The sequence below is a fragment of the Pseudomonas sp. 18173 genome (assembly GCF_050432945.1).
GTDB lineage: Bacteria > Pseudomonadota > Gammaproteobacteria > Pseudomonadales > Pseudomonadaceae > Aquipseudomonas.
The window spans coordinates 274285-296117 of sequence record NZ_JBKFTN010000001.1; the positions used below are offsets into that span (position 1 = coordinate 274285).

Consider the following 21833-nt stretch of genomic DNA (forward strand, 5'->3'; position numbering starts at 1 on the left):
CAACTTCGGGCGATGGATGTCGGCCTATGATAAAACTCTGCTTTCGCTCAGCCTTTGTCCTACAGGATTTCGCATGCCGTTCTCCAATAAACCGCTCTCGGGTCTGAAAGTCATCGAATTGGGTACGTTGATTGCCGGGCCGTTTGCCTCGCGTATTTGCGGCGAATTCGGCGCCGAAGTGATCAAGATCGAGTCTCCGGACGGCGGTGATCCGTTGCGCAAATGGCGCAAGTTGTACGAAGGCACCTCGCTGTGGTGGTTCGTTCAGGCGCGTAACAAGAAATCCCTGACCCTGAACCTGAAACACCCGGATGGCCTGGCGATCCTCAAGCAGCTGCTCAGTGAAGCGGACATCCTGATCGAGAATTTTCGCCCCGGCGTGCTGGAAAAGCTCGGCCTGGGCTGGGAAGTCCTGCACGCGCTGAACCCGAAACTGGTGATGGTGCGGCTGTCGGGTTTCGGCCAGACCGGCCCGATGAAAGACCAGCCGGGCTTTGGCGCGGTCGGCGAATCCATGGGCGGCCTGCGCTACATCACCGGCTTCGAAGACCGGCCACCTGTGCGTACCGGTATCTCTATCGGCGACTCGATTGCCGCGCTATGGGGCGTGATCGGCGCACTGATGGCCCTGCGTCATCGCGAGGTCAATGGCGGCCAGGGGCAAGTGGTGGACGTGGCGCTGTATGAAGCCATCTTCGCGATGATGGAAAGCATGGTCCCGGAGTTCGATGTGTTCGGCTTCATTCGCGAACGCACGGGCAATATCATGCCGGGCATCACCCCGTCCTCGATCCACACCAGTGCCGATGGCAAGCACGTGCAGATCGGCGCCAATGGCGACGCGATTTTCAAACGCTTCATGCTGATCATTGGCCGGGAGGACCTGGCCAACGACCCCCTGCTTGCCAGCAACGATGGCCGCGATACCCGACGCGACGAGATTTATGGCGTCATCGATCGCTGGGTCAACTCGTTGCCGCTGGACAGCGTGCTGGCGCTGCTCAATCAGGCCGATGTGCCGGCCAGCCGGATCTTCAGCGCCGAAGACATGTTCAATGACCCTCAGTACCTGGCGCGGGAAATGTTCCTGCAAGCCAGGCTGCCGGACGGCAAAGACTTCAAGATGCCGGGCATTGTGCCGAAACTCTCAGAGACACCCGGAGAATGTGAATGGGTCGGACCACAACTGGGTGAGCACAACGCACAGGTACTCCAGGAACTTGGCTATGACGCGACGCAGATCGCACAGTTGCGCAAAGACGGAGCCATCTGAGCTGGGGCGCCTGCCTGCATGGCCCATCAGACATCGCCCATCGCACGGCGGATGGCCACTGTGTCTGCTGGCGATTTTGCTCTTGTTCCTTGAGCCGCTCCCTTCAGCCCTGGCGCAACCCGGGGAAAGCCTGATCTGGCTCAAACGCGACCTGCCGCCGCTGACGATCTTCGATGGGCCGAAAAAGGGCCAGGGGGTCATCGATCAACTGCTTCCACTGTTGATTGCCGGCATGCCGCAATACCAGCACAGCGTGATGAGGGTCAATCGCGCACGTGGCCTGCAAATGCTCCACGAATCGTCCCTGGTCTGCGATGCGGCGCTGAACTGGAGCAAGGAGCGGGAACAGTGGATTGCCTTTTCCATACCGGTCTTCCGTGCCATGAGCAATGGCCTGGCCGTGCGACGCGTTGACCAGAAAGTGCTGGCCCCCTTTATCAAGGATGGCGAGGTGGACCTGGCAGCGCTGCTTGCCAGTGGCAGCGAAAGACTGGGGATTATTGCCGAGCGCAATTACGGCGAATACCTCGACGGGCTGCTCAAGCAAGCGCCGGCCGACTCACTGACCCCTCATTACGGCAACGACGCCTTGGGCAGCCTGCTGCAAATGCAGCGCCTGGGACGCTTGCGCCTGTTGTTGGGCTATCGCCCGGAAATTCGCTACCAGGCCGCGCTGCAAGGCATCGCCGAGGATGAGTTGCAGTTCTATCCGATTCACGGCACGGGCAAATACCTGTCCGGCTACATCGGCTGTACCGATACGCCAAAGGGCCGGCAGGCCATTGTCGAGATCAACCAGGTATTGCGCACCCTTCCCCGCGAACGCCTTGATGAGGCCTACGCCGCCTGGCTGGATCCGCAAAGCCGCAGCGACTACCTGAAAGACACCAAGGCGTTTTTCGACAACCTGGCGCAGCCATGACAAATCCCGGGCAAAAAGAAACCCCGGGAAGTGGGGAGACGACCCGGGGTTAAACGTGGTCTGCCTGGAGACCAGTAGCAGCAAGCTACAAGCACCGGAGCACAATGCTTGATCCTGCTGTTAAAAAGTCTGACTGACCTGGGCGCGGGAAGGTTCCCACAAAAATCCGTTCAATTGCGGCTGGCCAGCAGCTTGTCCTGCGCCGCATTGCGCAATGCCGCAATGACACAAGGCTCAAGGCGTCCTTCAGCGATCAGCACGTCACGATGCAAACCGTCGACCACATCGGTCAGCAGGCGTTTGTCATTCAACTGGGCCTGATTGAACTCGCGCTCGACTACAGTCGCGCCAATGGCGTTCTTCAAGGTCACCCGGCATTCGCCACGAACACCTGACGGGGTCAATGTGACCTGATACGGGCTCAGTGCCTCACCGAGCAACAGACTGATACTTTCCATCCCGATCACCACTCAATAGTCCGAAACAATGTGCCTGGGGCATGCATACAACAGATGACCACTGGCCCGAGAAGAAAGTTCTGGAAACCGACCGCAAGCAAATCTGCAGCTCGGTCAAGAGAGCATGCACGGCGAACATGACAGAGAAAAAACGCAACCATCACGTCTGTCGGGTACGCCGGGCGATATCGGCCCAGCCCCCCAGCAATCCACGCAGCTCGCCATCCGCCGTGTAAAACGGCACTGTCCACTGATAGATATCCCGGACACCGTCCTTGAACATCAATTGACGCTCGAAGAAGCGTGTCCTTCGCGTGCTCAACTGCGCTTGAAATTCGGCATGCAGCAGTTCCGCGGTTTGTCTGGGCATGACATCGACTTCCATCAATTGCCGCCCCTGCATCCGGTCAAATCGCGTCGACAATGCGTCCTCGTAACTTTTGTTGCACATGATCAAGCGCCCTTGCAGATCACGGACAAACATCGGGTCAGGCATGGCATCCATCAGGGCGTGCTGGAATGCGAGCTGATCGCGCAGGCTGCTTTGGGCCTCGCCCCGTTGCCTGACCACCACCGCCAACCGCCGATTCCAGAGCAGGGACAACAGGCCGAACAGGCTGATCACAAACATGCCCCAGCAGACCCACTGGTCAAGCTGCAGCCAGAAACCAGGCGCCTGTGGCGTGATAGCGCCACCGAACCACTTCAGGCGAAGGCTGCGCAGTTCCTGTTCAGGAAACGCATCAAGCGCCTTGTTGAGGATACTCAGCAACTGCGGCTGACCTTTGCGCACCGCCAGAAAGTCCGCATCCCATTTACCCGGCACCGCAGCCCCGACCTGCAGCCGGCCGGACGGAAAAAGCCGGGCGCCGATTTCGTTTTCGATGGTGGCGTAGGCTTCGCCGCTTTCAACCCAGGCACGGGCTTCGGCGTAGGTTTTAACCGAACGCAATTCGATGGACGGATAATCGCGCCGGATCATCGCTTCCAGTGCATGCCGGGTCGGCAGCACCAGCACCCGCTTCGCCAGATCTTCCAGCGACTGCACCGGTGGTGTCCCGCCCCCCCCGACAAAGACCCATCCCGCACCACCGAACGCATGGCTGAAATCGAGAAACGCCCTGCGCTCGTCATTCATTGCCAGGGTCGTGCTCAAATCCGCCGCGCCGCTCTCCAGATGCGCCAGCATCTGATCAGTGGAAAACGACTCTTCGTAAACGAACTGCAGCCCGGTCATGTCACTGATGCGCTTGAGCAAATCACTGTTCAAGCCCGTCCATTGGCCCTGTTCATCCTTGTACAGGTACAACGGGTATTCCAGTGCCGTAACCACGACCCGTGGATGGCTGGCCATCCACTGCAACTCCTGGTCATTCAGCACGACCATCGAGCGTGCAACTGACTTCCCGCGCTCCTGAATCGATGCAGGGCTCGCCCCTCCCCATTCGGCGGTTCCCAAAACGCCGAATAACATCAGCCAGCGCGCGACCGGCTTGAACAAACTTGTAAAGAGCATTCCCACGTCCTTGGTGATCCATTCGCCTGTCCTTTCGCGGCGATAACACGACAAGTGTGCATGCAGAAATGAAAAAGCCCGTCAGGAGACGGGCTTCAAAATGTAACAACGCTGACCGCTTAGAGCGGCTTGCCGCGGTTGCCATGCTGACTGACAAAGGCCTGCACGGCCTTCAGGTCATTTGGCAATACGGTGCAACGTTCGTCTCGTTCAAACAAATCAGAAAGATGTACAGGCAGCTCGAGAGCTTTTCCTACACCGGCTTTTTCCACGGCGTCCGGGAATTTGACCGGGTGGGCGGTGCCCAGGATCACCATTGGAATGTCCAGGCTACGACGACATTCCCGCGCGGCTTTCACGCCGATGGCAGTGTGCGGATCCAGCACTTCGCCGGTCTGCTCATAGACTTCGGCAATGGTTTCGCAGGTTTGTGCGTCATCCACGGCCAGCGAGTCGAACAACTTGCGGGCTTCGGTCCAGCGCTCTTGCTCGACACTGAAACCGCCACCCTGCTTGAACGAATCCATCAGCCCGGCGATTGCCGCGCCATTGCGACCGTGCAGGTCGAACAGCAGGCGTTCAAAGTTCGACGAGACCATGATGTCCATGGATGGCGACAGCGTGGCGTGCAGGGTTTCCTTGACGTACTGGTTGCCGCTCATGAAGCGGTGCAGGATGTCGTTGCGGTTGGTGGCGACGATCAACTGGTTGATCGGCAGGCCCATGTTGCGCGCCAGGTAACCGGCGAAGATGTCGCCGAAGTTGCCGGTCGGCACCGAGAACGACACCGAACGTGCCGGGCCGCCCAGTTGCAGGGCTGCGTGGAAGTAGTAAACGATCTGGGCCATGATCCGCGCCCAGTTGATCGAGTTCACGGCCACCAGGCGAGTGCCCTTGAGGAAACCCTGGTCGGCGAAACTCGCCTTGACCATTTCCTGGCAGTCATCGAAGTTGCCTTCGATGGCGATGTTATGAATGTTCTCACCGAAAATGGTGGTCATCTGCCGACGCTGTACTTCGGACACCCGGTTGTGCGGGTGCAGGATGAAGATGTCGACGTTTTCGCAGTGTTTGCAGCCTTCGATGGCGGCCGAACCGGTATCACCGGAAGTGGCACCGACAATCACCACGCGCTCACCGCGCTTTTCCAGCACGTAGTCGAGCAAACGACCGAGCAGTTGCAGGGCGAAGTCCTTGAACGCCAGGGTCGGGCCGTGGAACAGCTCCAGCACCCATTCGTTGCCGTTCAGCTGACGCAGCGGCGCGACGGCGCTGTGGGCAAACACGCCGTAGGTTTCCTCAAGAATCTTTTTGAAATCGGCATCCGGAATGCTGCCGGTGACGAACGGGCGCATGACGCGGAAGGCCAACTCGTGATACGGCAGGCCGGCCCAGGAAGCGATTTCTTCCTGGGTGAAACGTGGCAGGTTTTCCGGGACGTACAGACCGCCGTCGGTGGCAAGACCGGCCAGCAGGACGTCTTCGAAATTCAGGGCCGGTGCCTGGCCGCGGGTACTGATGTAACGCATGACTGACTCCAATGGACAGTGTTCGTAAAGCCGGGCCCGCGCACGGGCCCGGCGAACGATAACGGCTTAGTTCAGGTGCTCGACGCGGATCCGTACAACCGGACCGACCACGCCCGCCAAGGCTTCCAAAGCAGCAATGGCGTCGTTGATGTGCTGCTCCAGCACGCGGTGGGTCAGCAGGATCATCGGCACCAGGCCGTCGTGTTCCTCGGCTTCCTTCTGCATGATCGACTCGATGTTGATGCCGCGCTCCGACAGGATGCTCGCGACCTGAGCCAATACGCCCGGATGGTCCTTGGCCTGGATACGCAGGTAGTAGGCGCTTTCACAGGCTTCGATCGGCAGGATCGGGTGAGCCGACAGCGAATCCGGCTGGAACGCCAGGTGCGGTACGCGGTTTTCCGGGTCGGAGGTCATGGCGCGAACCACATCCACCAGATCGGCGATCACCGACGAAGCGGTCGGCTCCATACCGGCACCGGCACCGTAGAACAGGGTCGAACCGGCAGCATCGCCGTTGACCATCACGGCGTTCATCACGCCGTTGACGTTGGCGATCAGGCGATCGGCCGGGATCAGCGTCGGGTGCACGCGCAACTCGATACCGGCCGCGGTGCTGCGCGCCACGCCCAGGTGCTTGATGCGGTAGCCCAGCGCTTCGGCGTAGTTCACGTCAGCGGTGGTCAGCTTGGTGATGCCTTCGGTGTAGGCCTTGTCGAATTGCAGCGGGATGCCGAACGCGATGGAGGCCAGGATCGTCAGCTTGTGGGCGGCGTCGATACCCTCAACGTCGAAGGTTGGATCGGCTTCGGCGTAACCCAGGGCCTGGGCTTCGGCCAATACGTCTTCGAAGGTGCGACCCTTCTCGCGCATTTCCGTCAGGATGAAGTTGCCTGTGCCGTTGATGATGCCGGCCACCCAGTTGATGCGGTTGGCAGACAGGCCTTCGCGGATCGCCTTGATCACCGGAATACCACCGGCTACCGCCGCTTCGAACGCAACGATCACGCCCTTCTCGCGGGCCTTGGCGAAAATTTCATTACCGTGAACGGCGATAAGCGCCTTGTTCGCGGTGACCACATGCTTGCCATTCTCGATGGCCTTGAGTACCAGCTCGCGGGCAACGGTGTAGCCGCCCATCAGCTCTATAACGATGTCGATCTCAGGGTTCGTGGCCACTTCGAAGACATCGTTGGTAATCGCAATACCGGTCGTTTGGAACTGAGGCTTTGGCGTGCGCATGGCAATTTGTGCCACTTCGATCCCACGCCCGGCACGACGAGCAATTTCCTCGGCGTTGCGCTGAAGTACGTTGAAGGTACCGCCACCGACGGTTCCTAACCCACAGATGCCTACTTTGACCGGTTTCACTGTGAACTCCCCATAAAACGGCCGACTCGAGGCCGGCCGTGAAAACAACCGCAGGCTCGCGGCTCTCTATTGATGGCCCGGCGATGTCGCTGCCGGACCATGATCGTCAAGGCTTGCCGTGACGATGCGAATTTACTTCGCGCCCAGCGCCAGTTTGGCGACTTGTGGCGCAGGCTGGTAGCCCGGAATGACCTGACCGTCGGCCAAAACGATGGCCGGTGTGCCGTTCACGCCGATCGACTGGCCGAGGGCGAACTGCTTGGAAACCGGGTTATCGCACTTGGCGGCCTTGATTTCCTTGCCGTCGACCATTTTGTCCATGGCCGCTTTCTTGTCTTTCGAGCACCACACCGCTTGCAGCTGTTCGTCTCCCGGCGAGCCCAGGCCCTGACGCGGGAACGCGACGTAGCGCACTTCAATGCCGCGCTTGTTCAGCTCAGGCACTTCGGCGTGGAGCTTGTGGCAGTACGGGCAGGTGGTGTCGGTGAATACGGTGATGTGCGACTTGGTTTCGCCAATGGCCGGATAGACAACGGTTTCGGCAACCGGGATGTCGTTGATCAGCTTGGAGATGCCCAGGCGCTCGGTCTTCTCGGTCAGGTTGACCGGCTTGCCGTCCTTGAGATCGAACAGGTAGCCCTGGACCACGTACTGGCCGTCGGCACTGGCGTACAGCACGCGGCTGCCCTTGAGCTTGACTTCGTACAGGCCTGGCAACGGGCTGGCGGTGATAGTTTCCACCGGTACTTCGAGCTGGAGGTTTTCCAGGCTCTTACGAATGGCTTTGTCGGCCGCATCGTCGGCGACGGCAAAGGTGCTGACCAACGCAATGGCTGCGGCGGCGAAAATCTGGGTCAGACGCATGAGAACTCCTGAAGGCGAACATATGGGACGATCAGAACGCCCGTGCCAAGACACCGGGTCATAACCGCCCATCGTGCAAACCGGTCAAGCCTATCACATAAGGTTCGTGGGGCCGAATGCCGGTGATACAAGGCATTGGCGAATGCTTTCTGTAGGAGCGAGCTGGCTCGCGATGGTCGTTAACGATCATGCGTACTGGCTGGTTTAACGCGGCGCTCTTGCGACCATCGCGAGCAAGCTCGCTCCTACAGGAGGCGGTACGGTCAGCCTCTGGGGTGATGTTTGGCATGCAGGTCCTGCAAACGCGCCCGGGCGACGTGGGTGTAGATCTGGGTCGTCGACAGATCGCTGTGCCCCAGCAGCATCTGCACCACCCGCAGGTCGGCACCGTGATTGAGCAAGTGCGTGGCAAAAGCATGGCGCAGTGTGTGCGGCGACAGCGACTTGCCGATCCCGGCCACCCGGGCCTGGTGCTTGATCCGGTGCCAGAAGGTCTGGCGGGTCATCTGCTCGCCACGCTGGCTGGGGAACAATACGTCGCTGGGACGCCCGCCAAGCAGATCGCTGCGGGCATCACGCATGTAGCGTTCGACCCAGACAATCGCCTCCTCGCCCATTGGCACCAACCGCTCCTTGCTGCCCTTGCCCATCACTCGCAATACACCCTGGCGCAGGTTGACCTGCTCCAGCGTCAGGCTGATCAGCTCCGTCACCCGCAGACCGCAGGCGTACAGCACTTCAAGCATCGCACGATCGCGCTGCCCGATGGCTTCGCTCAAATCAGGCGCCTTCAACAGTGCCTCTACATCGGCCTCCGACAAGGACTTTGGCAGCGGCCTGCCGAGCTGCGGCATATCAACCCGTAACGTTGGATCGACAGCGATCATCTTTTCCCGCAACAGATATCGATAGAAGCCACGCACACCCGAGAGAAATCGCGCGGTGGAACGAGGCTTGTAGTTTTGCTCCAGGCGCCAGGCCAGGTGGTCGAGAATCAACTCGCGCCCGGCGTTGACCAGCTCCAGTCCTTTGTCCTGCAGCCAGCCGTTGAACAGCGCCAAGTCACTGCGATAGGCATCACGGGTGTTGTCGGAAAGGCCTTTCTCCAGCCACAAGGCATCGAGGAATTGGTCTATCAGCGGGTGATCGATGGCAGGCATGGGCACTCAAGTCATGCAGTCTCGGGACTGCGCACAAAATTAAAAACACACATGGAAACGGCCGCTAGTCTTTCATAGGCCGCCACTTCAAGGAACAGGGAGCAGCAATGAGCGAGCAGCAGATTTTATTGGCATTTGGCGGGATAGGCGCGGCAGCGCTGCTTTGCCAATGGCTGGCCTGGCGCTTGAAGCTGCCGGCAATCCTCTTCCTGTTGTTGACCGGCATCCTGGTCGGCCCCGGACTGCACTTGTTCGACCCGCAGGAAATGTTCGGACCCTTGCTGATGCCGCTGGTGTCCCTGGCGGTGGCGCTGATCCTGTTCGAAGGCAGCCTGACCCTGCATTTGTCCGAATGGCGCGAAATCGGCAGCGTCGTCCACCGCCTGGTCACCATTGGCGCCCTATCCACCTGGGCAGTGATTGCGGTTGCCACTCACTGGCTGCTGGGTTTCGACTGGATGCTGGCCATCCTGTTCGGCAGCCTGACCCTGGTGACCGGGCCGACCGTGATCGTACCGATGCTGCGAGTCGTGCGCCCGAAAGCCTCGATTGCCAACATCCTGCGCTGGGAAGGCATCGTCATCGACCCCATCGGCGCCCTGCTGGCGGTGGTCGTCTATAGCTTCATAATCGCCAGCGCCGAAGGCAATGGGCTCAAGGAAAGCCTGCTGACCTTCGGTGGCGTGATCTTGTGTGGCAGCCTCTTCGGCACTATTGGTGGCTGGTTGCTCGGCACCCTGATTCGTCGCCAGTGGCTGCCGGAATACCTGCACAACCTGGCAGCGCTCGCGGCAGTCCTGGGTATTTTCATTGCCTCCAACGAAGTCACCCATGAGTCCGGGTTGCTGGCCGTGACCCTGATGGGCATGTGGCTGGCCAACATGAAAGGCGTGGACGTGCGGCACATCCTGCACTTCAAGGAGAACCTCAGCGTGCTGCTGATCTCCGGCCTGTTCATTCTGCTGGCGGCACGGCTGGACCTGAATGCCATGATCGGCCTCGGGCCCCTGGTGCTGATTTTGCTGCTGGTCATCCAGTTCATCGCCCGCCCCTTGAATGTGCTGCTGTGCACCGCGGGCTCCAGCCTCAGTTGGCGCGAACGGGCCCTGCTGGCATGGATTGCCCCAAGGGGCATCGTGGCAGCGGCGGTGTCGGCAATTTTCGCCATCCGCCTGCATGAGGCCGGTCATCAGGGGGCACTGCTGCTCGTGCCGCTCACCTTTGCGGTGATCATCGGTACGGTCGTGTTGCAAAGCGCGACGGCACGACCGTTGGCACGCCTGCTGAATGTGGCGGAACCGGCACCGAGCGGTTTCCTGATCATCGGCGCCAACGGACCTGCACGCACGCTGGGCAAGGCACTGCAACAACTGGGCAGCCGGGTGCTGCTGACGGATTCGAGTTGGGAGAACATTCGTGCAGCCCGAATGGAAGGTTTGCCGACCTATTTTGGTAACCCGGCGTCGCAACATGCCGATGCACACCTGGACCTGGTCGGCCTCGGGCATTTGCTGGCACTGTCACCCTCCGGTGAGATGAACACCCTGGCGCTGATGCGCTTTCGTCATGAACTGGGCCATCAGCGCATGTTCGGCCTGGCCAGCGGCCAGGAAAGCCGCCGCACCGACAAGCACCGCACCAGCCTGGAACATCGCGGCAATCAACTGGGCAGCGAAGCGCTGACCTACGCCAAACTCGCCAGCCAATTGAGCCAGGGTACCGAGCTTTACAGTACGACATTGACCGATGGCTTCAGTTGGGACGACTACCGCGCGTTGCATGGCGAACGCGCGACCTTGCTGTTCGTGCGCGATGAGAGCGGCTGGGTGCACGTGGTGACACCGGACAGCTCGCTGAGACCTGCTGCCGGATGGACACTGCTGGCGTTGATACAGCCGGAGACCGTTGGCGTCGGCTAAATCGCATCGCGAGCAGGCTCGCTCCCACAGGAGATTTCCTGTGACCACAAACTTTCGGCTCGTCAGAAAGCTTGTGTGGGAGCGAGCCTGCTCGCGAAGGGCACGATCAGGTCCTGTGCCGAGGAATAAATCACAGGCAACAAAAAAGCAGCCCGTAGGCTGCTTTTTTCTGCATCGGAAGCTGGACTTAAGCCAGTTTTTCCTTGATGCGAGCTGCTTTACCCGACAGGTCACGCAGGTAGTACAGCTTGGCTTTACGTACGTCACCGCGACGCTTGACAGCCATGCTGTCGATTTGCGGGGAGTAGGTCTGGAAAGTACGCTCTACGCCAACACCGTTGGAGATTTTGCGAACGGTGAATGCACTGTTTACGCCGCGGTTACGCTTGGCGATAACAACACCTTCGAACGCTTGCAGACGCGAACGGTCGCCTTCCTTCACTTTCACCTGAACGACAATGGTGTCGCCCGGGGCAAAGGGAGGGATCTCTTTGGTCATCTGCTCTGCTTCGAGTGCAAGGATGATTTTGTTAGTCATGCTGTGCTCCTAAGGTAAATCGTCGGATCTACCATCGATACGTTGTTAACTATCGTCCCGCTCGCGGATATATTCCTCGAGCAGCTTCTTCTCTTCTCCAGAAAGCGAGCGGCTTTCCAGAAGATCGGCGCGTCGTTCAAAGGTCCGACCAAGGGACTGCTGTAAACGCCAACGCCGGATGTGCGCGTGATTGCCACTTAGCAATACGTCGGGAACACGCTGATCCGCATACACCTCCGGTCGGGTGTAGTGCGGGCAATCCAGCAAACCATCCGTAAAGGAATCTTCCTCGGCGGAGTCCGCATGCCCTAAAGCTCCAGGCAGCAGTCGTGTAACCGCATCGATCAGGACCATCGCCGGCAGCTCGCCGCCAGACAGTACATAGTCGCCAATCGACCACTCTTCATCGACATGAGCATCAATAAAACGCTCGTCAATGCCTTCATAGCGGCCGGCAATCAGGATCAATGCATCCAGATTCGCCAACTCGCGTACCGCCGACTGAGTCAGCTGACGGCCTTGGGGGGACAGGTAAATTACCTTCGCCGCCTCCCCGGCTGCTGCCTTGGCCTGAACCAGAGCATCTTCCAGGGGCTTGATCTTCATCACCATGCCCGGACCACCGCCAAACGGGCGATCGTCCACAGTGTGATGTCGATCCGTCGTGTAGTCTCGCGGATTCCAACAGGTGAGCTGCAAGAGCCCCTGTTTCACCGCACGACTGGTGATGCCGTACTCGCTGATGGCGGAGAACATCTCGGGAAACAGACTGATCACTTCTACGCGCAAGTTAGCCACGCTTAGAAATCCGCGTCCCAATCCACCTTCATCTCGCCCGCGGCCAGGTCGACGGCCAACACGCATTGCTCCGTATAGGGCAACAGGCGTTCGCGATCATCCAGGCTGCCAGCGCAAGGCTTGACCACCATGACATCGTTCGAGCCGGTCTCCAGCAGGTGATCGATTTTCCCGAACAGTTGCCCGAGAGTGTCGATAACCTTGAGACCTTCCAGCTGGTACCAGTAGTACTCGCCGTCGGTCAGTTCAGGGAACAGGTTGCGCGGCACGCAGATCTCATAACCGGCCAGAAGACGAGCTTCTTCGCGATCATCGAGACCCTTGAGCTTTGCGACCAGGAACTTGTCGTTCCCGCGTCCGCTGACCAGCTCTACCTGCCTTACATTGCCGTCACGCTTGAGCGTCCAGGTTTTGTAATCCAGCAGGTTCTTGATCGGATCAGTAAAGGAGTACACCTTCACTTCGCCGCGAACGCCGTGAACAGAATAAATCTTGCCGATAACGATCAAATCATCAGCAATGGCTGGCGTCGCGTTCATATTGCTCAGGCCGCAGCCTTGGCAGATTCCTTCAACAACTGAGCAACGCGCTCAGAAGGTTGTGCACCAACGCTCAGCCAGTAGGCTACGCGCTCTTGGTTCACGGACAGACGAACTTCCTGACCACGAGCAACAGGGTTGAAGTAGCCAACCTGTTCCTTGTGCGAACCGTCGCGCGGGTTGCGGCTGTCGGTTACGGTCAAGTGGTAAAACGGGCGCTTTTTGGAGCCGCCAAGGGCAAGACGGATTGTTAGCATGTGAACATCGTTCCTGTAGTCGGTGCTGCAAATCTAAAGGCACAGCGGGCATGGGTGCCCGAAAGGCCGCATATTCTAAGGAATATCCGGACTTTTGCAAATGACTTTTTCCGGCGGTCTATCGGCCGCCATGCAGATTTGCTATAGAGCCGTCGTTGAAAACGGCCGGTCAGCTCCCGCCAAGTGCGGGTTTGCTGGAGATCCCGCTTCCTTGCGGGTCTGCGCCGGTGCGATGACCGGCGCGGATTCTTTACATCTTTGGCATGCCGCCGCCGGGCAACATTCCGCCCATGCCGCGCATCATCTTGGCCATTCCGCCTTTTGCAGAGAATTTCTTCATCATCTTCTGCATCTGCTTGTGCTGTTTGATCAAGCGGCCGATGTCCTGCACCTGGGTGCCGGAACCCATGGCGATCCGGCGCTTGCGCGAACCGCTGATCATCTCGGGATCGCGGCGCTCGGCCGGGGTCATCGAGTTGATGATGGCTTCCATCTGCTTGAATTGCTTTTCTGCCGCGCCCTGGGCGTTGCCCATCTGCGCCAGATTCACGCCGCCCATGTTCGGCAGCTTGTCCATGAGCCCGCCGAGGCCACCCATGTTCTTCATCTGTTGCAGCTGATCGCGGAAGTCTTCGAGGTCGAAGCCCTTGCCCTTCTTCAGCTTCTTGGCCAGCTTGTCGGCCTTGTCCTTGTCGAGGGTCGCTTCCGCCTGCTCGATCAGGCTGAGCACGTCGCCCATGCCGAGGATGCGCGAGGCGATACGCTCAGGATGGAACGGATCGAGCGCTTCGCTCTTCTCGCCCATACCGATGAACTTGATCGGCTTGCCGGTGATCGCTCGCACCGACAGAGCGGCACCGCCACGGGCGTCGCCGTCGACCTTGGTCAGGATCACACCGGTCAGCGGCAATGCATCGCCGAAGGCCTTGGCCGTGTTGGCGGCGTCCTGGCCGGTCATGGCATCGACCACGAACAGGGTTTCGATCGGGTTGATCGCGGCATGCAGCGCCTTGATCTCGCCCATCATCTCTTCATCGATGTGCAGGCGACCGGCGGTATCGACGATGACCACGTCGATGAATTTGAGCTTTGCTTCTTTAATAGCCGCCTGGGCGATGTCGACCGGCTTCTGGCTCAGGTCGGACGGGAAGAACGTCACGCCGATGTCGTTGGCCAGGGTTTCCAGCTGCTTGATCGCCGCCGGACGGTAAACGTCGGCGGACACAACCATGACCGATTTCTTCTTGCGCTCTTTAAGGAAGCGCGCGAGTTTGCCGGCGGTGGTGGTTTTACCCGCGCCCTGCAAACCGGCCATCAGGATGACGGCGGGTGGAACGGCGCTCAGGTTCAGGTCTTCGTTGGCCGCGCCCATCAGGCTTTCGAGCTCGGCCTGGACGATCTTCACGAAGGCCTGGCCCGGCGTCAGGCTGCGCGACACCTCGGTACCGACGGCACGTTCCTTGACCGAATTGACGAAGTCCTTGACCACCGGCAGGGCGACGTCGGCTTCGAGCAACGCCATGCGCACTTCGCGCAGGGTGTCTTTGATGTTGTCTTCAGTCAGCTTGGCCTTGCCGGTGACATGGCGCAGCGTCTGCGAGAGACGGTCGGTTAAGTTTTCAAACATTGCGCGATCCTTTCAGGCCCTGTGTAGACCGGGATAATGGCGGCCCGGACCGGACTAAACGTGTGCTCGGCGAGCCTGCGGCGTGGGCAGGTCGCGGATTATAGCGAAGACTGTGGCTGGCGGACACCTCGCTGTCGGGTTGCGCGGTCTTTCGTGTAGCGTGGGTTCTATGCCAAACTCAGCGACTTTCGGGCTTGCCTAACAGGATTTATGCTCCCCTTGTCACCCAGCTTGCTTACTACCCTCGCCGCCGCCTGCTTATATGCCGCTGCGACCATATATCAGGGCACTCACCTGGCTTCCGGTACCAAGGCCAACAAACGCCTGCTGGTCATGCTTGGCGTGTTCGCCGTATTGACCCATGGCGCCAGCCTGCTCTCCCACCTGCTGACCCCGACCGGCCTGGGCCTGGATTTCTTCACTGCCGCCAGCCTGATTGCCATGGCGGTCATCGCATTGACCCTGCTGGCCTGCTCGCGGATTCCGGTGGAGAACCTGCTGGTCCTGCTGTTCCCGCTGGGGGCCCTGACCGTATTGCTGGCGCATTTCGCCCCGGCCGGCACGGTGCAGGTCATCGATGAGGAGCCGGGTATCCTTGCCCACATCCTGCTTTCGATCCTTGCCTACGGCATGTTCACCATCGCGGTGTTCCAGGCCTTGCTGCTGCTGGTTCAAGACCACCAGCTCAAGCACAAGCACCCATCCGGGCTGATCAAGAACTTCCCGCCGCTGCAAACCATGGAAAGCCTGCTGTTCGGCTTCCTCTGGGCCGGCTGGACGCTGTTGTCGCTGTCGTTGATTTCCGGCTGGCTGTTCGTCGAAAACCTGTTTGCCCAGCATCTGGTGCATAAAACCCTGCTGGCCTGCCTGGCCTGGATCGTTTTCAGCGTGCTGCTGTGGGGGCGCAATCGTCTCGGCTGGCGCGGGCACAAAGCCATTCGCTGGACCCTGGCCGGTTTCTGCCTGCTGATGCTGGCGTATTTCGGCAGCAAACTGGTTCGTGAATACATCCTGCATATCTGACGGGCGGCATTAATGGACGACTTGCCCATAGGGCCGATGCTCGCGGTAGTGACCCTGCTGATTTTATGGTCGGGGCTGTTTACCGCCATCGAGGCGGCGCACCAGCACCTGCTGGCCCAGCGCACCGCCACGCGCTCCAGCGACAAACCGCTGGCGAAACTCAGCTTCCCGCTTGCCAGCCTGATCTTTTGCAACACCCTCTGCCGCGCGCTTGTGGTGGTCATCAGCACCTTGCTGGCCATTTTCACCTGGGCCGAGAACGGCCCGTGGGTCGCCTGCCTTGGGGCGGGCGCCATCTTGCTGGTGTTTTCCGACTATTTGCCACGGGCGCTCGCCACCCGCTATCCGGATGCGATCCTGGCCCAGGGCAACAATCTGCTGCGCATACCACTGAAAGTCATCTACCCCGCGGCATGGTTGCTCAACAGCATCAGTCAATTGCTGACGCGACCATTCGCCCGTAAAGCCAAGGTGGTGCAACGCAGTGAGGACGAAACGCTCACGGAGCGTCATACACCTCCCGAGACCGTAACCCGCCCTCACCCGCTGCCAGGCATCCACGCACTGGACAACATCACGGTCAATGACATCCTGGTGCCGCGCAGTGACGTGGACGGCATCAACCTCGATGACCCCCTCGAAGAAATCATCGAACAATTGCGCCACAACAAGCGTACCCGCCTGCCGGTGTTCCACAGCGACATCAACCAGGTCGAAGCCGTCCTCAACACCCGGCACATTCTTCACTTGCTGCCCGATGCGAGCCTGACCAGGGAAGCGTTGCTGGCGGCCAGTCACGAGCCGTACTTCGTGCCGGAAAGCACTCCGTTGCAGCTGCAACTGCTCAACTTCCACAAGCAGCAGCGGCGCCTGGGCATGGTGGTCGATGAATACGGCGAAGTGCTGGGCATCGTCACCCTGGAAGACATTCTTGAAGAAATCGTCGGCGAGTTCGAAAGCCAGCACAGCCTGGACAACCCGCACATTCATCCGCAGGCCGACGGACGCCTGGTGATCGACGGAGCCGCGTCCATTCGCGAGCTGAACAAGAGCCTGGGCTGGCATCTGCCCAGCGATGGCCCGAAAACCCTGAACGGCCTGGTCACCGAGGCGCTGGAAACCATTCCCGAAAGCGCGGTGTGCCTGAAGATCGGTCGCTATCGCCTGGAAATTCTCGAGACCGAGGACAACCGTGTCACGCGGGTGCTGATCTGGCAGACGAGCTCGATGCCAGCGCTCATCTGACCTGTGGCGAGGGAGCTTGCTCCCGCTGGCCTGTGCAGCAGGCCCAAACGCATCCAACCCATTTGCGGCCGCTACGCGCCCGAACGGGAGCAAGCTCCCTCGCCACAAAGGTCCGTGATAACTCAGGCCTCTTGTTCGATCGTTAGCCACCTTCCTATAATCGAAGCGCTTACCCAAGCCTCGCCGGCCCCGTGCTTACCCCGCACCTCGCAGCTTCCGGCCCGTCCATCAGCAAAGCCCGCAGCAAACCGACGCCTGTTCCTACCTTGAACAGCGACCGTGCCTCCACCCACATCCCTGGGTTCTCGACCATAATAATTCGCTCCACTGGAGCACATGACAGTCAGGGATAACCGCATGACGACCAGCACGACTTACAACGACTCCACACCTGCGCAACCGACGAACTCTGCCACCCGCGTTGCCACCGCAAGCTTCATCGGCACCGCCATCGAGTTCTACGATTTCTATGTCTATGCCACCGCCGCCGCGCTGGTGATCGGCCCGGTGTTCTTTCCGCAGACATCCGGCACCGCCCAGATGCTTTCGGCGTTTCTCACGTTCGGCATCGCCTTCCTTGCACGCCCTTTGGGTTCGGCGCTTTTCGGCCACTTTGGCGACCGTATCGGGCGTAAATCGACCCTGGTCGCCTCACTGCTGTTGATGGGCGTGTGCACCACACTGATCGGCGTGCTGCCGGGTTACGACAGCATTGGCGCCTGGGCACCGATCCTGCTTTGCGTGCTGCGCTTCGGCCAGGGCCTGGGGTTGGGCGGTGAATGGGGTGGCGCGGCATTGCTGGCCACGGAGAACGCGCCCAAAGGCAAACGCGCGTGGTTCGGCATGTTTCCGCAACTGGGGCCATCCATTGGTTTTCTCGCGGCCAACGGCCTGTTCCTGACATTGGCCGTGGTTCTGGACGATGAACAGTTCCGCTCCTGGGGCTGGCGTATACCGTTCCTGCTCAGCGCCGCACTGGTGATGGTCGGCCTGTACGTGCGCCTCAAGCTACATGAAACCCCGGTGTTCGCCAACGCCATGGCGCGCCAGGAGCGGGTGAAGATCCCGCTGTTCGAGCTGTTCGGTCAATACTGGGCCCCTGTATTGCTGGGCGCCGGCGCGATGGTCGTGTGCTACGCGCTGTTCTATATCTCCACCGTGTTTTCCCTGAGTTACGGCGTGGCAACACTCGGCTACAGCCGCGAAACCTTCCTCGGCCTGCTGTGCTTCGCTGTATTGTTCATGGCGGCCGCCACCCCGCTGTCGGCCTGGGCCAGCGACCGTTACGGGCGCAAGCCGGTGCTGATCGTCGGTGGCGTACTGGCGATCCTGTCCGGCTTCCTCATGGAGCCGCTGCTGACCCAGGGCTCGACCTCGAGCGTGGCGTTGTTCCTGTGCATCGAACTGTTTCTGATGGGTGTGACGTTTGCGCCAATGGGTGCCCTGCTGCCGGAGCTGTTCCCCACCCACGTGCGCTACACCGGCGCCTCGGCGGCCTATAACCTGGGCGGTATCGTCGGCGCCTCGGCGGCGCCGTTCTTCGCCCAGAAGCTGGTGGCGATGGGCGGGTTGGGCTATGTCGGCGGTTATGTGTCCGGGGCGGCGGTGTTGAGCCTGATTGCCGTTCTGTGCCTGAAGGAAACGCGGCATAACGATTTGAATCAGGTTACCTGACACATTGTCATCGCGAGCAGGCTCGCTCCCACAGTGATCGCATATCCCTGTGGGAGCGAGCCTGCTCGCGAAGGGGCCCTCACTGACAACTCACCCATCACAACTTTTCCCCTGCCCATTGTCACCTCGCTCTACGCGCAAACGCTCATCCCCGCTATACTTCCCGGCTTTTCCTGAATAAATGCCAATAGGGTCCCGCCGCGCATGGATAAGACCTACCAGCCGCACGCCATTGAAACTTCCTGGTACAACACCTGGGAGTCAGAGAATTACTTCGCCCCGCAAGGCGCGGGCGAGTCCTACACCATCATGATCCCGCCGCCAAACGTCACCGGCAGCCTGCACATGGGTCACGGCTTCAACAACGCGATCATGGACGCACTGATCCGTTTCCGCCGCATGCAGGGCCGCAATACCCTGTGGCAGCCGGGCACCGACCACGCCGGTATCGCCACGCAGATGCTGGTGGAGCGTCAGCTCGAAGCCAAAGGCCAGAACCGCCATGACCTGGGTCGCGAGAAATTCCTCGAGAAAGTCTGGGAGTGGAAGGATGAATCCGGTGGCAACATCAGCCGTCAGATCCGTCGCCTCGGCTCGTCCGTTGACTGGAGCCGCGAGCGCTTCACCATGGACGACGGTCTCTCGGAAGCTGTAAAAGAAGCCTTCGTCCGTCTGCACGAAGACGGCCTGATCTACCGCGGCAAGCGCCTGGTCAACTGGGACACCAAGCTGCACACGGCGATTTCCGACCTCGAAGTGGAAAACCACGACGAGAAAGGTTTCCTGTGGAACCTGAAATACCCGCTGGCCGACGGCGCCAAGACCGCTGAAGGCAACGATTTCCTGATCGTCGCGACCACTCGCCCGGAAACCATGCTCGGCGACTCCGCCGTGGCCGTTAACCCTAACGATGACCGCTACAAAGCCCTGATCGGCAAATTCGTCGAGCTGCCGCTGGTCGGCCGCCGCATCCCGATCATTGCCGACGATTACTGCGATCCTGAATTCGGCACCGGCTGCGTGAAAATCACCCCGGCCCACGACTTCAACGACTACGAAGTCGGCAAGCGTCACAATCTGCCGCTGCTGAACATCTTCGACAAAAACGCATCGGTCCTGCCGGCTTGCCAGGTGTTCAACCTCGACGGCACGCTGAACGAAACCATCGACGGCAAGATCCCGGCCGAATACGCCGGTCTCGACCGCTTCGAAGCCCGCAAGCAGATCGTGGCCGCGTTCGACGCCGCCGGCCTGCTGGTCAGCGTTGACGATCACGCCCTGAAAGTACCGAAAGGCGACCGCTCCGGCACCGTCATCGAGCCATGGCTGACCGACCAGTGGTACGTGTCCACCAAGCCTTTGGCCGAGCCTGCGATTGCCGCCGTTGAAGACGGCCGTATCCAGTTCGTGCCAAAACAGTACGAAAACATGTACTTCTCGTGGATGCGCGACATCCAGGACTGGTGCATCAGCCGTCAGCTGTGGTGGGGCCACCGGATTCCGGCCTGGTACGACGAGTCGGGCAAAGTCTACGTCGGTCGCGACGAAGCCGAAGTGCGGGCCAAGCACAAGATCGGCCCGGACGTCGCGCTGCAACAGGACAACGACGTACTCGACACCTGGTTCAGCTCGGGCCTGTGGACGTTCTCCACCCTCGGCTGGCCGGAAAAAACCGAATTCCTGAAGAAATTCCACTCCACCGACGTGCTGGTGACCGGCTTCGACATCATTTTCTTCTGGGTTGCCCGGATGATCATGCTCACCATGCATTTGGTGAAAAACGAAGATGGCACGCCGCAGGTTCCGTTCAAGACGGTGTACGTGCATGGCCTGGTGCGTGATGGCCAGGGCCAGAAGATGTCCAAGTCCAAGGGCAACGTCCTCGACCCGCTGGACATCATCGACGGCATCGAGCTGGAAGAGCTGGTACAGAAGCGTACTTCCGGCCTGATGCAGCCGAAACTGGCGAAAAAGATCGAGAAGCAGACCCGCGACGAGTTCGCCGAAGGCATCGCCAGCTACGGCACCGACGCCCTGCGCTTCACCTTCTGCTCGCTGGCGTCCACCGGTCGTGACATCAAGTTCGACATGGGCCGCGTCGAAGGCTATCGCAACTTCTGCAACAAGATCTGGAACGCGGCGCGCTACGTGCTGGACAAGGGCGAAGACTGCGGCCAGAACGGCGAAGCCTATGAGCTGTCCCTGGCCGATCGCTGGATCATTTCGCAACTGCAACGCACCGAAGCCGAAGTGACCCGCCAGCTCGACCAGTTCCGTTTCGACCTGGCGGCGCAAGCCTTGTACGAGTTCATCTGGAACCAGTATTGCGACTGGTACCTGGAGCTATCCAAGCCTGTGTTGTGGGACGAAAACGCACCGGTCGAACGCCAGCGCGGCACCCGCCGCACCCTGGTGCGCGTACTGGAAGTCGCCCTGCGCCTGGCGCACCCGTTCATGCCGTTCATCACCGAAGAAATCTGGCAGCGCATCGCGCCACTGGCCGGTATCGAAGGCAAGACGATCATGCTGCAACCTTGGCCAGTGGCCAACGAAACACGCATCGATCAGGCGGCCGAAGACGACATCGAATGGCTCAAGGGCCTGATGCTCGGCACCCGTAACATCCGTGGCGAAATGAACATCGGCCCGGGCAAACCGCTGCCGCTGTTCCTGAAGAACGTCAGCACCGAAGATCAGCGTCGCCTGAGCGAGAATGAAGCCCTACTCAAGAAGCTGGCGCGTCTGGAATCGATCACCGTGCTGGCGGCTGGCGAAGAAGCCCCGCTGTCCGCCACCGCACTGGTCGGCGAGATGGAAGTGCTGGTGCCGATGGCCGGCTTGATCGACAAAGGTGCGGAACTGGCGCGTCTGGACAAGGAAATCCAGCGTCTGCAAGGTGAAGTGCAACGTGTCGGCGGCAAGCTGTCCAACGCCGGGTTCGTTGACAAGGCCCCGGCCGAAGTCATCGACAAGGAACGCGCCAAACTGGCCGAGGCCGAACAGGCCCTGGGCAAGCTGGCCGAGCAGCATGCGCGGATTGCCAGCCTGTAACGGCAAATCGCACTGAAAGAGGGAGGCCCATGCGGCCTCCCTTTTTTATGCCTGCCATTTTCTTGCACC

Annotated in this window: 18 protein-coding genes; 7 read left to right on the forward strand and 11 right to left on the reverse strand. The window is 60.2% G+C overall.

What is annotated here, in order from left to right:
- Nucleotides 1-73 precede the first annotated feature (73 nt).
- A complete protein-coding gene (locus ACLD1X_RS01245) occupies nt 74-1273 on the forward strand; it encodes a CaiB/BaiF CoA transferase family protein (protein ID WP_429365786.1) in 1200 nt (399 codons plus the stop codon).
- A complete protein-coding gene (locus ACLD1X_RS01250; protein ID WP_429365787.1) occupies nt 1227-2195 on the forward strand; it encodes a TIGR02285 family protein in 969 nt (322 codons plus the stop codon). The genes ACLD1X_RS01245 and ACLD1X_RS01250 overlap by 47 nt, the downstream gene beginning before the upstream one ends.
- Before the next feature lie 170 nt (nt 2196-2365).
- Here ACLD1X_RS01250 and ACLD1X_RS01255 read toward each other — a convergent pair whose 3' ends face one another.
- From ACLD1X_RS01255 to xerD, 6 genes are all read right to left on the reverse strand, one after another.
- Complete coding sequence (locus ACLD1X_RS01255) at nt 2366-2653, reverse strand: DUF3509 domain-containing protein (RefSeq protein ID WP_429365788.1); 288 nt, start codon at nt 2651-2653, stop codon at nt 2366-2368.
- Between the two features lie 160 nt (nt 2654-2813).
- Nucleotides 2814-4169: a transporter substrate-binding domain-containing protein gene (locus tag ACLD1X_RS01260; RefSeq protein WP_429365789.1), complete on the reverse strand. Its 1356-nt coding sequence runs from the start codon at nt 4167-4169 to the stop codon at nt 2814-2816.
- Between the two features lie 119 nt (nt 4170-4288).
- Nucleotides 4289-5698 (reverse strand): threonine synthase, encoded by a 1410-nt coding sequence (thrC, locus tag ACLD1X_RS01265; RefSeq protein WP_075945553.1) that lies wholly within the window; start codon nt 5696-5698, stop codon nt 4289-4291.
- Nucleotides 5699-5764: 66 nt separating this feature from the next.
- A complete protein-coding gene (locus tag ACLD1X_RS01270) occupies nt 5765-7069 on the reverse strand; it encodes a homoserine dehydrogenase (RefSeq protein ID WP_007998527.1) in 1305 nt (434 codons plus the stop codon).
- 132 nt (nt 7070-7201) lie between these two features.
- Nucleotides 7202-7933: a bifunctional protein-disulfide isomerase/oxidoreductase DsbC gene (dsbC, locus tag ACLD1X_RS01275; protein ID WP_007971283.1), complete on the reverse strand. Its 732-nt coding sequence runs from the start codon at nt 7931-7933 to the stop codon at nt 7202-7204.
- Between the two features lie 263 nt (nt 7934-8196).
- Nucleotides 8197-9093, reverse strand: coding sequence for a site-specific tyrosine recombinase XerD (xerD, locus tag ACLD1X_RS01280; RefSeq protein WP_429365790.1), 897 nt, complete (start codon nt 9091-9093; stop codon nt 8197-8199).
- Between the two features lie 107 nt (nt 9094-9200).
- Between xerD and ACLD1X_RS01285 the strand changes: the two genes are divergently transcribed.
- On the forward strand, nt 9201-11012 hold the full coding sequence (locus tag ACLD1X_RS01285; protein WP_429365791.1) for a cation:proton antiporter: 1812 nt from the start codon (nt 9201-9203) through the stop codon (nt 11010-11012).
- Nucleotides 11013-11199: 187 nt separating this feature from the next.
- On the opposite strand, the gene rplS is transcribed toward ACLD1X_RS01285, so the two are convergent.
- The 5 genes from rplS to ffh form a co-directional block, all read right to left on the reverse strand.
- On the reverse strand, nt 11200-11550 hold the full coding sequence (gene rplS, locus ACLD1X_RS01290) for a 50S ribosomal protein L19 (RefSeq protein WP_003440273.1): 351 nt from the start codon (nt 11548-11550) through the stop codon (nt 11200-11202).
- A 45-nt stretch (nt 11551-11595) separates the two neighbouring features.
- Nucleotides 11596-12348: a tRNA (guanosine(37)-N1)-methyltransferase TrmD gene (gene trmD, locus ACLD1X_RS01295; RefSeq protein WP_007897583.1), complete on the reverse strand. Its 753-nt coding sequence runs from the start codon at nt 12346-12348 to the stop codon at nt 11596-11598.
- Between the two features lie 2 nt (nt 12349-12350).
- Nucleotides 12351-12887: a ribosome maturation factor RimM gene (gene rimM, locus ACLD1X_RS01300; protein ID WP_429365792.1), complete on the reverse strand. Its 537-nt coding sequence runs from the start codon at nt 12885-12887 to the stop codon at nt 12351-12353.
- A 5-nt stretch (nt 12888-12892) separates the two neighbouring features.
- Complete coding sequence (gene rpsP / locus ACLD1X_RS01305) at nt 12893-13144, reverse strand: 30S ribosomal protein S16 (RefSeq protein WP_007972721.1); 252 nt, start codon at nt 13142-13144, stop codon at nt 12893-12895.
- Between the two features lie 250 nt (nt 13145-13394).
- Entirely contained in the window at nt 13395-14771 is a 1377-nt protein-coding gene (gene ffh / locus ACLD1X_RS01310; protein WP_429365793.1) for a signal recognition particle protein, read from the reverse strand.
- 210 nt (nt 14772-14981) lie between these two features.
- On the opposite strand from ffh, the gene ACLD1X_RS01315 reads away from it, so the two are divergent.
- From ACLD1X_RS01315 to ACLD1X_RS01330, 4 genes are all read left to right on the forward strand, one after another.
- Entirely contained in the window at nt 14982-15794 is an 813-nt protein-coding gene (locus tag ACLD1X_RS01315; protein ID WP_429365794.1) for a cytochrome C assembly family protein, read from the forward strand.
- A gap of 12 nt (nt 15795-15806) precedes the next feature.
- On the forward strand, nt 15807-17039 hold the full coding sequence (locus ACLD1X_RS01320) for a transporter associated domain-containing protein (protein ID WP_429365795.1): 1233 nt from the start codon (nt 15807-15809) through the stop codon (nt 17037-17039).
- Between the two features lie 357 nt (nt 17040-17396).
- On the forward strand, nt 17397-18713 hold the full coding sequence (locus ACLD1X_RS01325; protein WP_429365796.1) for an MFS transporter: 1317 nt from the start codon (nt 17397-17399) through the stop codon (nt 18711-18713).
- 204 nt (nt 18714-18917) lie between these two features.
- The gene (locus tag ACLD1X_RS01330) at nt 18918-21764 is read left to right on the forward strand and encodes a valine--tRNA ligase (protein ID WP_429365797.1); all 2847 of its coding nucleotides are present in this window, start codon (nt 18918-18920) and stop codon (nt 21762-21764) included.
- The last annotated feature ends 69 nt before the right edge of the window (nt 21765-21833 follow it).

Bases quoted from the DNA above. Each gene is read 5' to 3' on its own strand.
- ACLD1X_RS01245 (WP_429365786.1), top strand. From the start codon at position 74: ATGCCGTTCTCCAATAAACCGCTCTCGGGTCTGAAAGTCATCGAATTG.
- ACLD1X_RS01250 (WP_429365787.1), top strand. From the start codon at position 1,227: ATGACGCGACGCAGATCGCACAGTTGCGCAAAGACGGAGCCATCTGAG.
- ACLD1X_RS01255 (WP_429365788.1), bottom strand. From the start codon at position 2,653: ATGGAAAGTATCAGTCTGTTGCTCGGTGAGGCACTGAGCCCGTATCAG.
- ACLD1X_RS01260 (WP_429365789.1), bottom strand. From the start codon at position 4,169: ATGCTCTTTACAAGTTTGTTCAAGCCGGTCGCGCGCTGGCTGATGTTA.
- thrC (WP_075945553.1), bottom strand. From the start codon at position 5,698: ATGCGTTACATCAGTACCCGCGGCCAGGCACCGGCCCTGAATTTCGAA.
- dsbC (WP_007971283.1), bottom strand. From the start codon at position 7,933: ATGCGTCTGACCCAGATTTTCGCCGCCGCAGCCATTGCGTTGGTCAGC.
- xerD (WP_429365790.1), bottom strand. From the start codon at position 9,093: ATGCCTGCCATCGATCACCCGCTGATAGACCAATTCCTCGATGCCTTG.
- ACLD1X_RS01285 (WP_429365791.1), top strand. From the start codon at position 9,201: ATGAGCGAGCAGCAGATTTTATTGGCATTTGGCGGGATAGGCGCGGCA.
- rplS (WP_003440273.1), bottom strand. From the start codon at position 11,550: ATGACTAACAAAATCATCCTTGCACTCGAAGCAGAGCAGATGACCAAA.
- rimM (WP_429365792.1), bottom strand. From the start codon at position 12,887: ATGAACGCGACGCCAGCCATTGCTGATGATTTGATCGTTATCGGCAAG.
- rpsP (WP_007972721.1), bottom strand. From the start codon at position 13,144: ATGCTAACAATCCGTCTTGCCCTTGGCGGCTCCAAAAAGCGCCCGTTT.
- ffh (WP_429365793.1), bottom strand. From the start codon at position 14,771: ATGTTTGAAAACTTAACCGACCGTCTCTCGCAGACGCTGCGCCATGTC.
- ACLD1X_RS01315 (WP_429365794.1), top strand. From the start codon at position 14,982: ATGCTCCCCTTGTCACCCAGCTTGCTTACTACCCTCGCCGCCGCCTGC.
- ACLD1X_RS01320 (WP_429365795.1), top strand. From the start codon at position 15,807: ATGGACGACTTGCCCATAGGGCCGATGCTCGCGGTAGTGACCCTGCTG.
- ACLD1X_RS01325 (WP_429365796.1), top strand. From the start codon at position 17,397: ATGACGACCAGCACGACTTACAACGACTCCACACCTGCGCAACCGACG.
- ACLD1X_RS01330 (WP_429365797.1), top strand. From the start codon at position 18,918: ATGGATAAGACCTACCAGCCGCACGCCATTGAAACTTCCTGGTACAAC.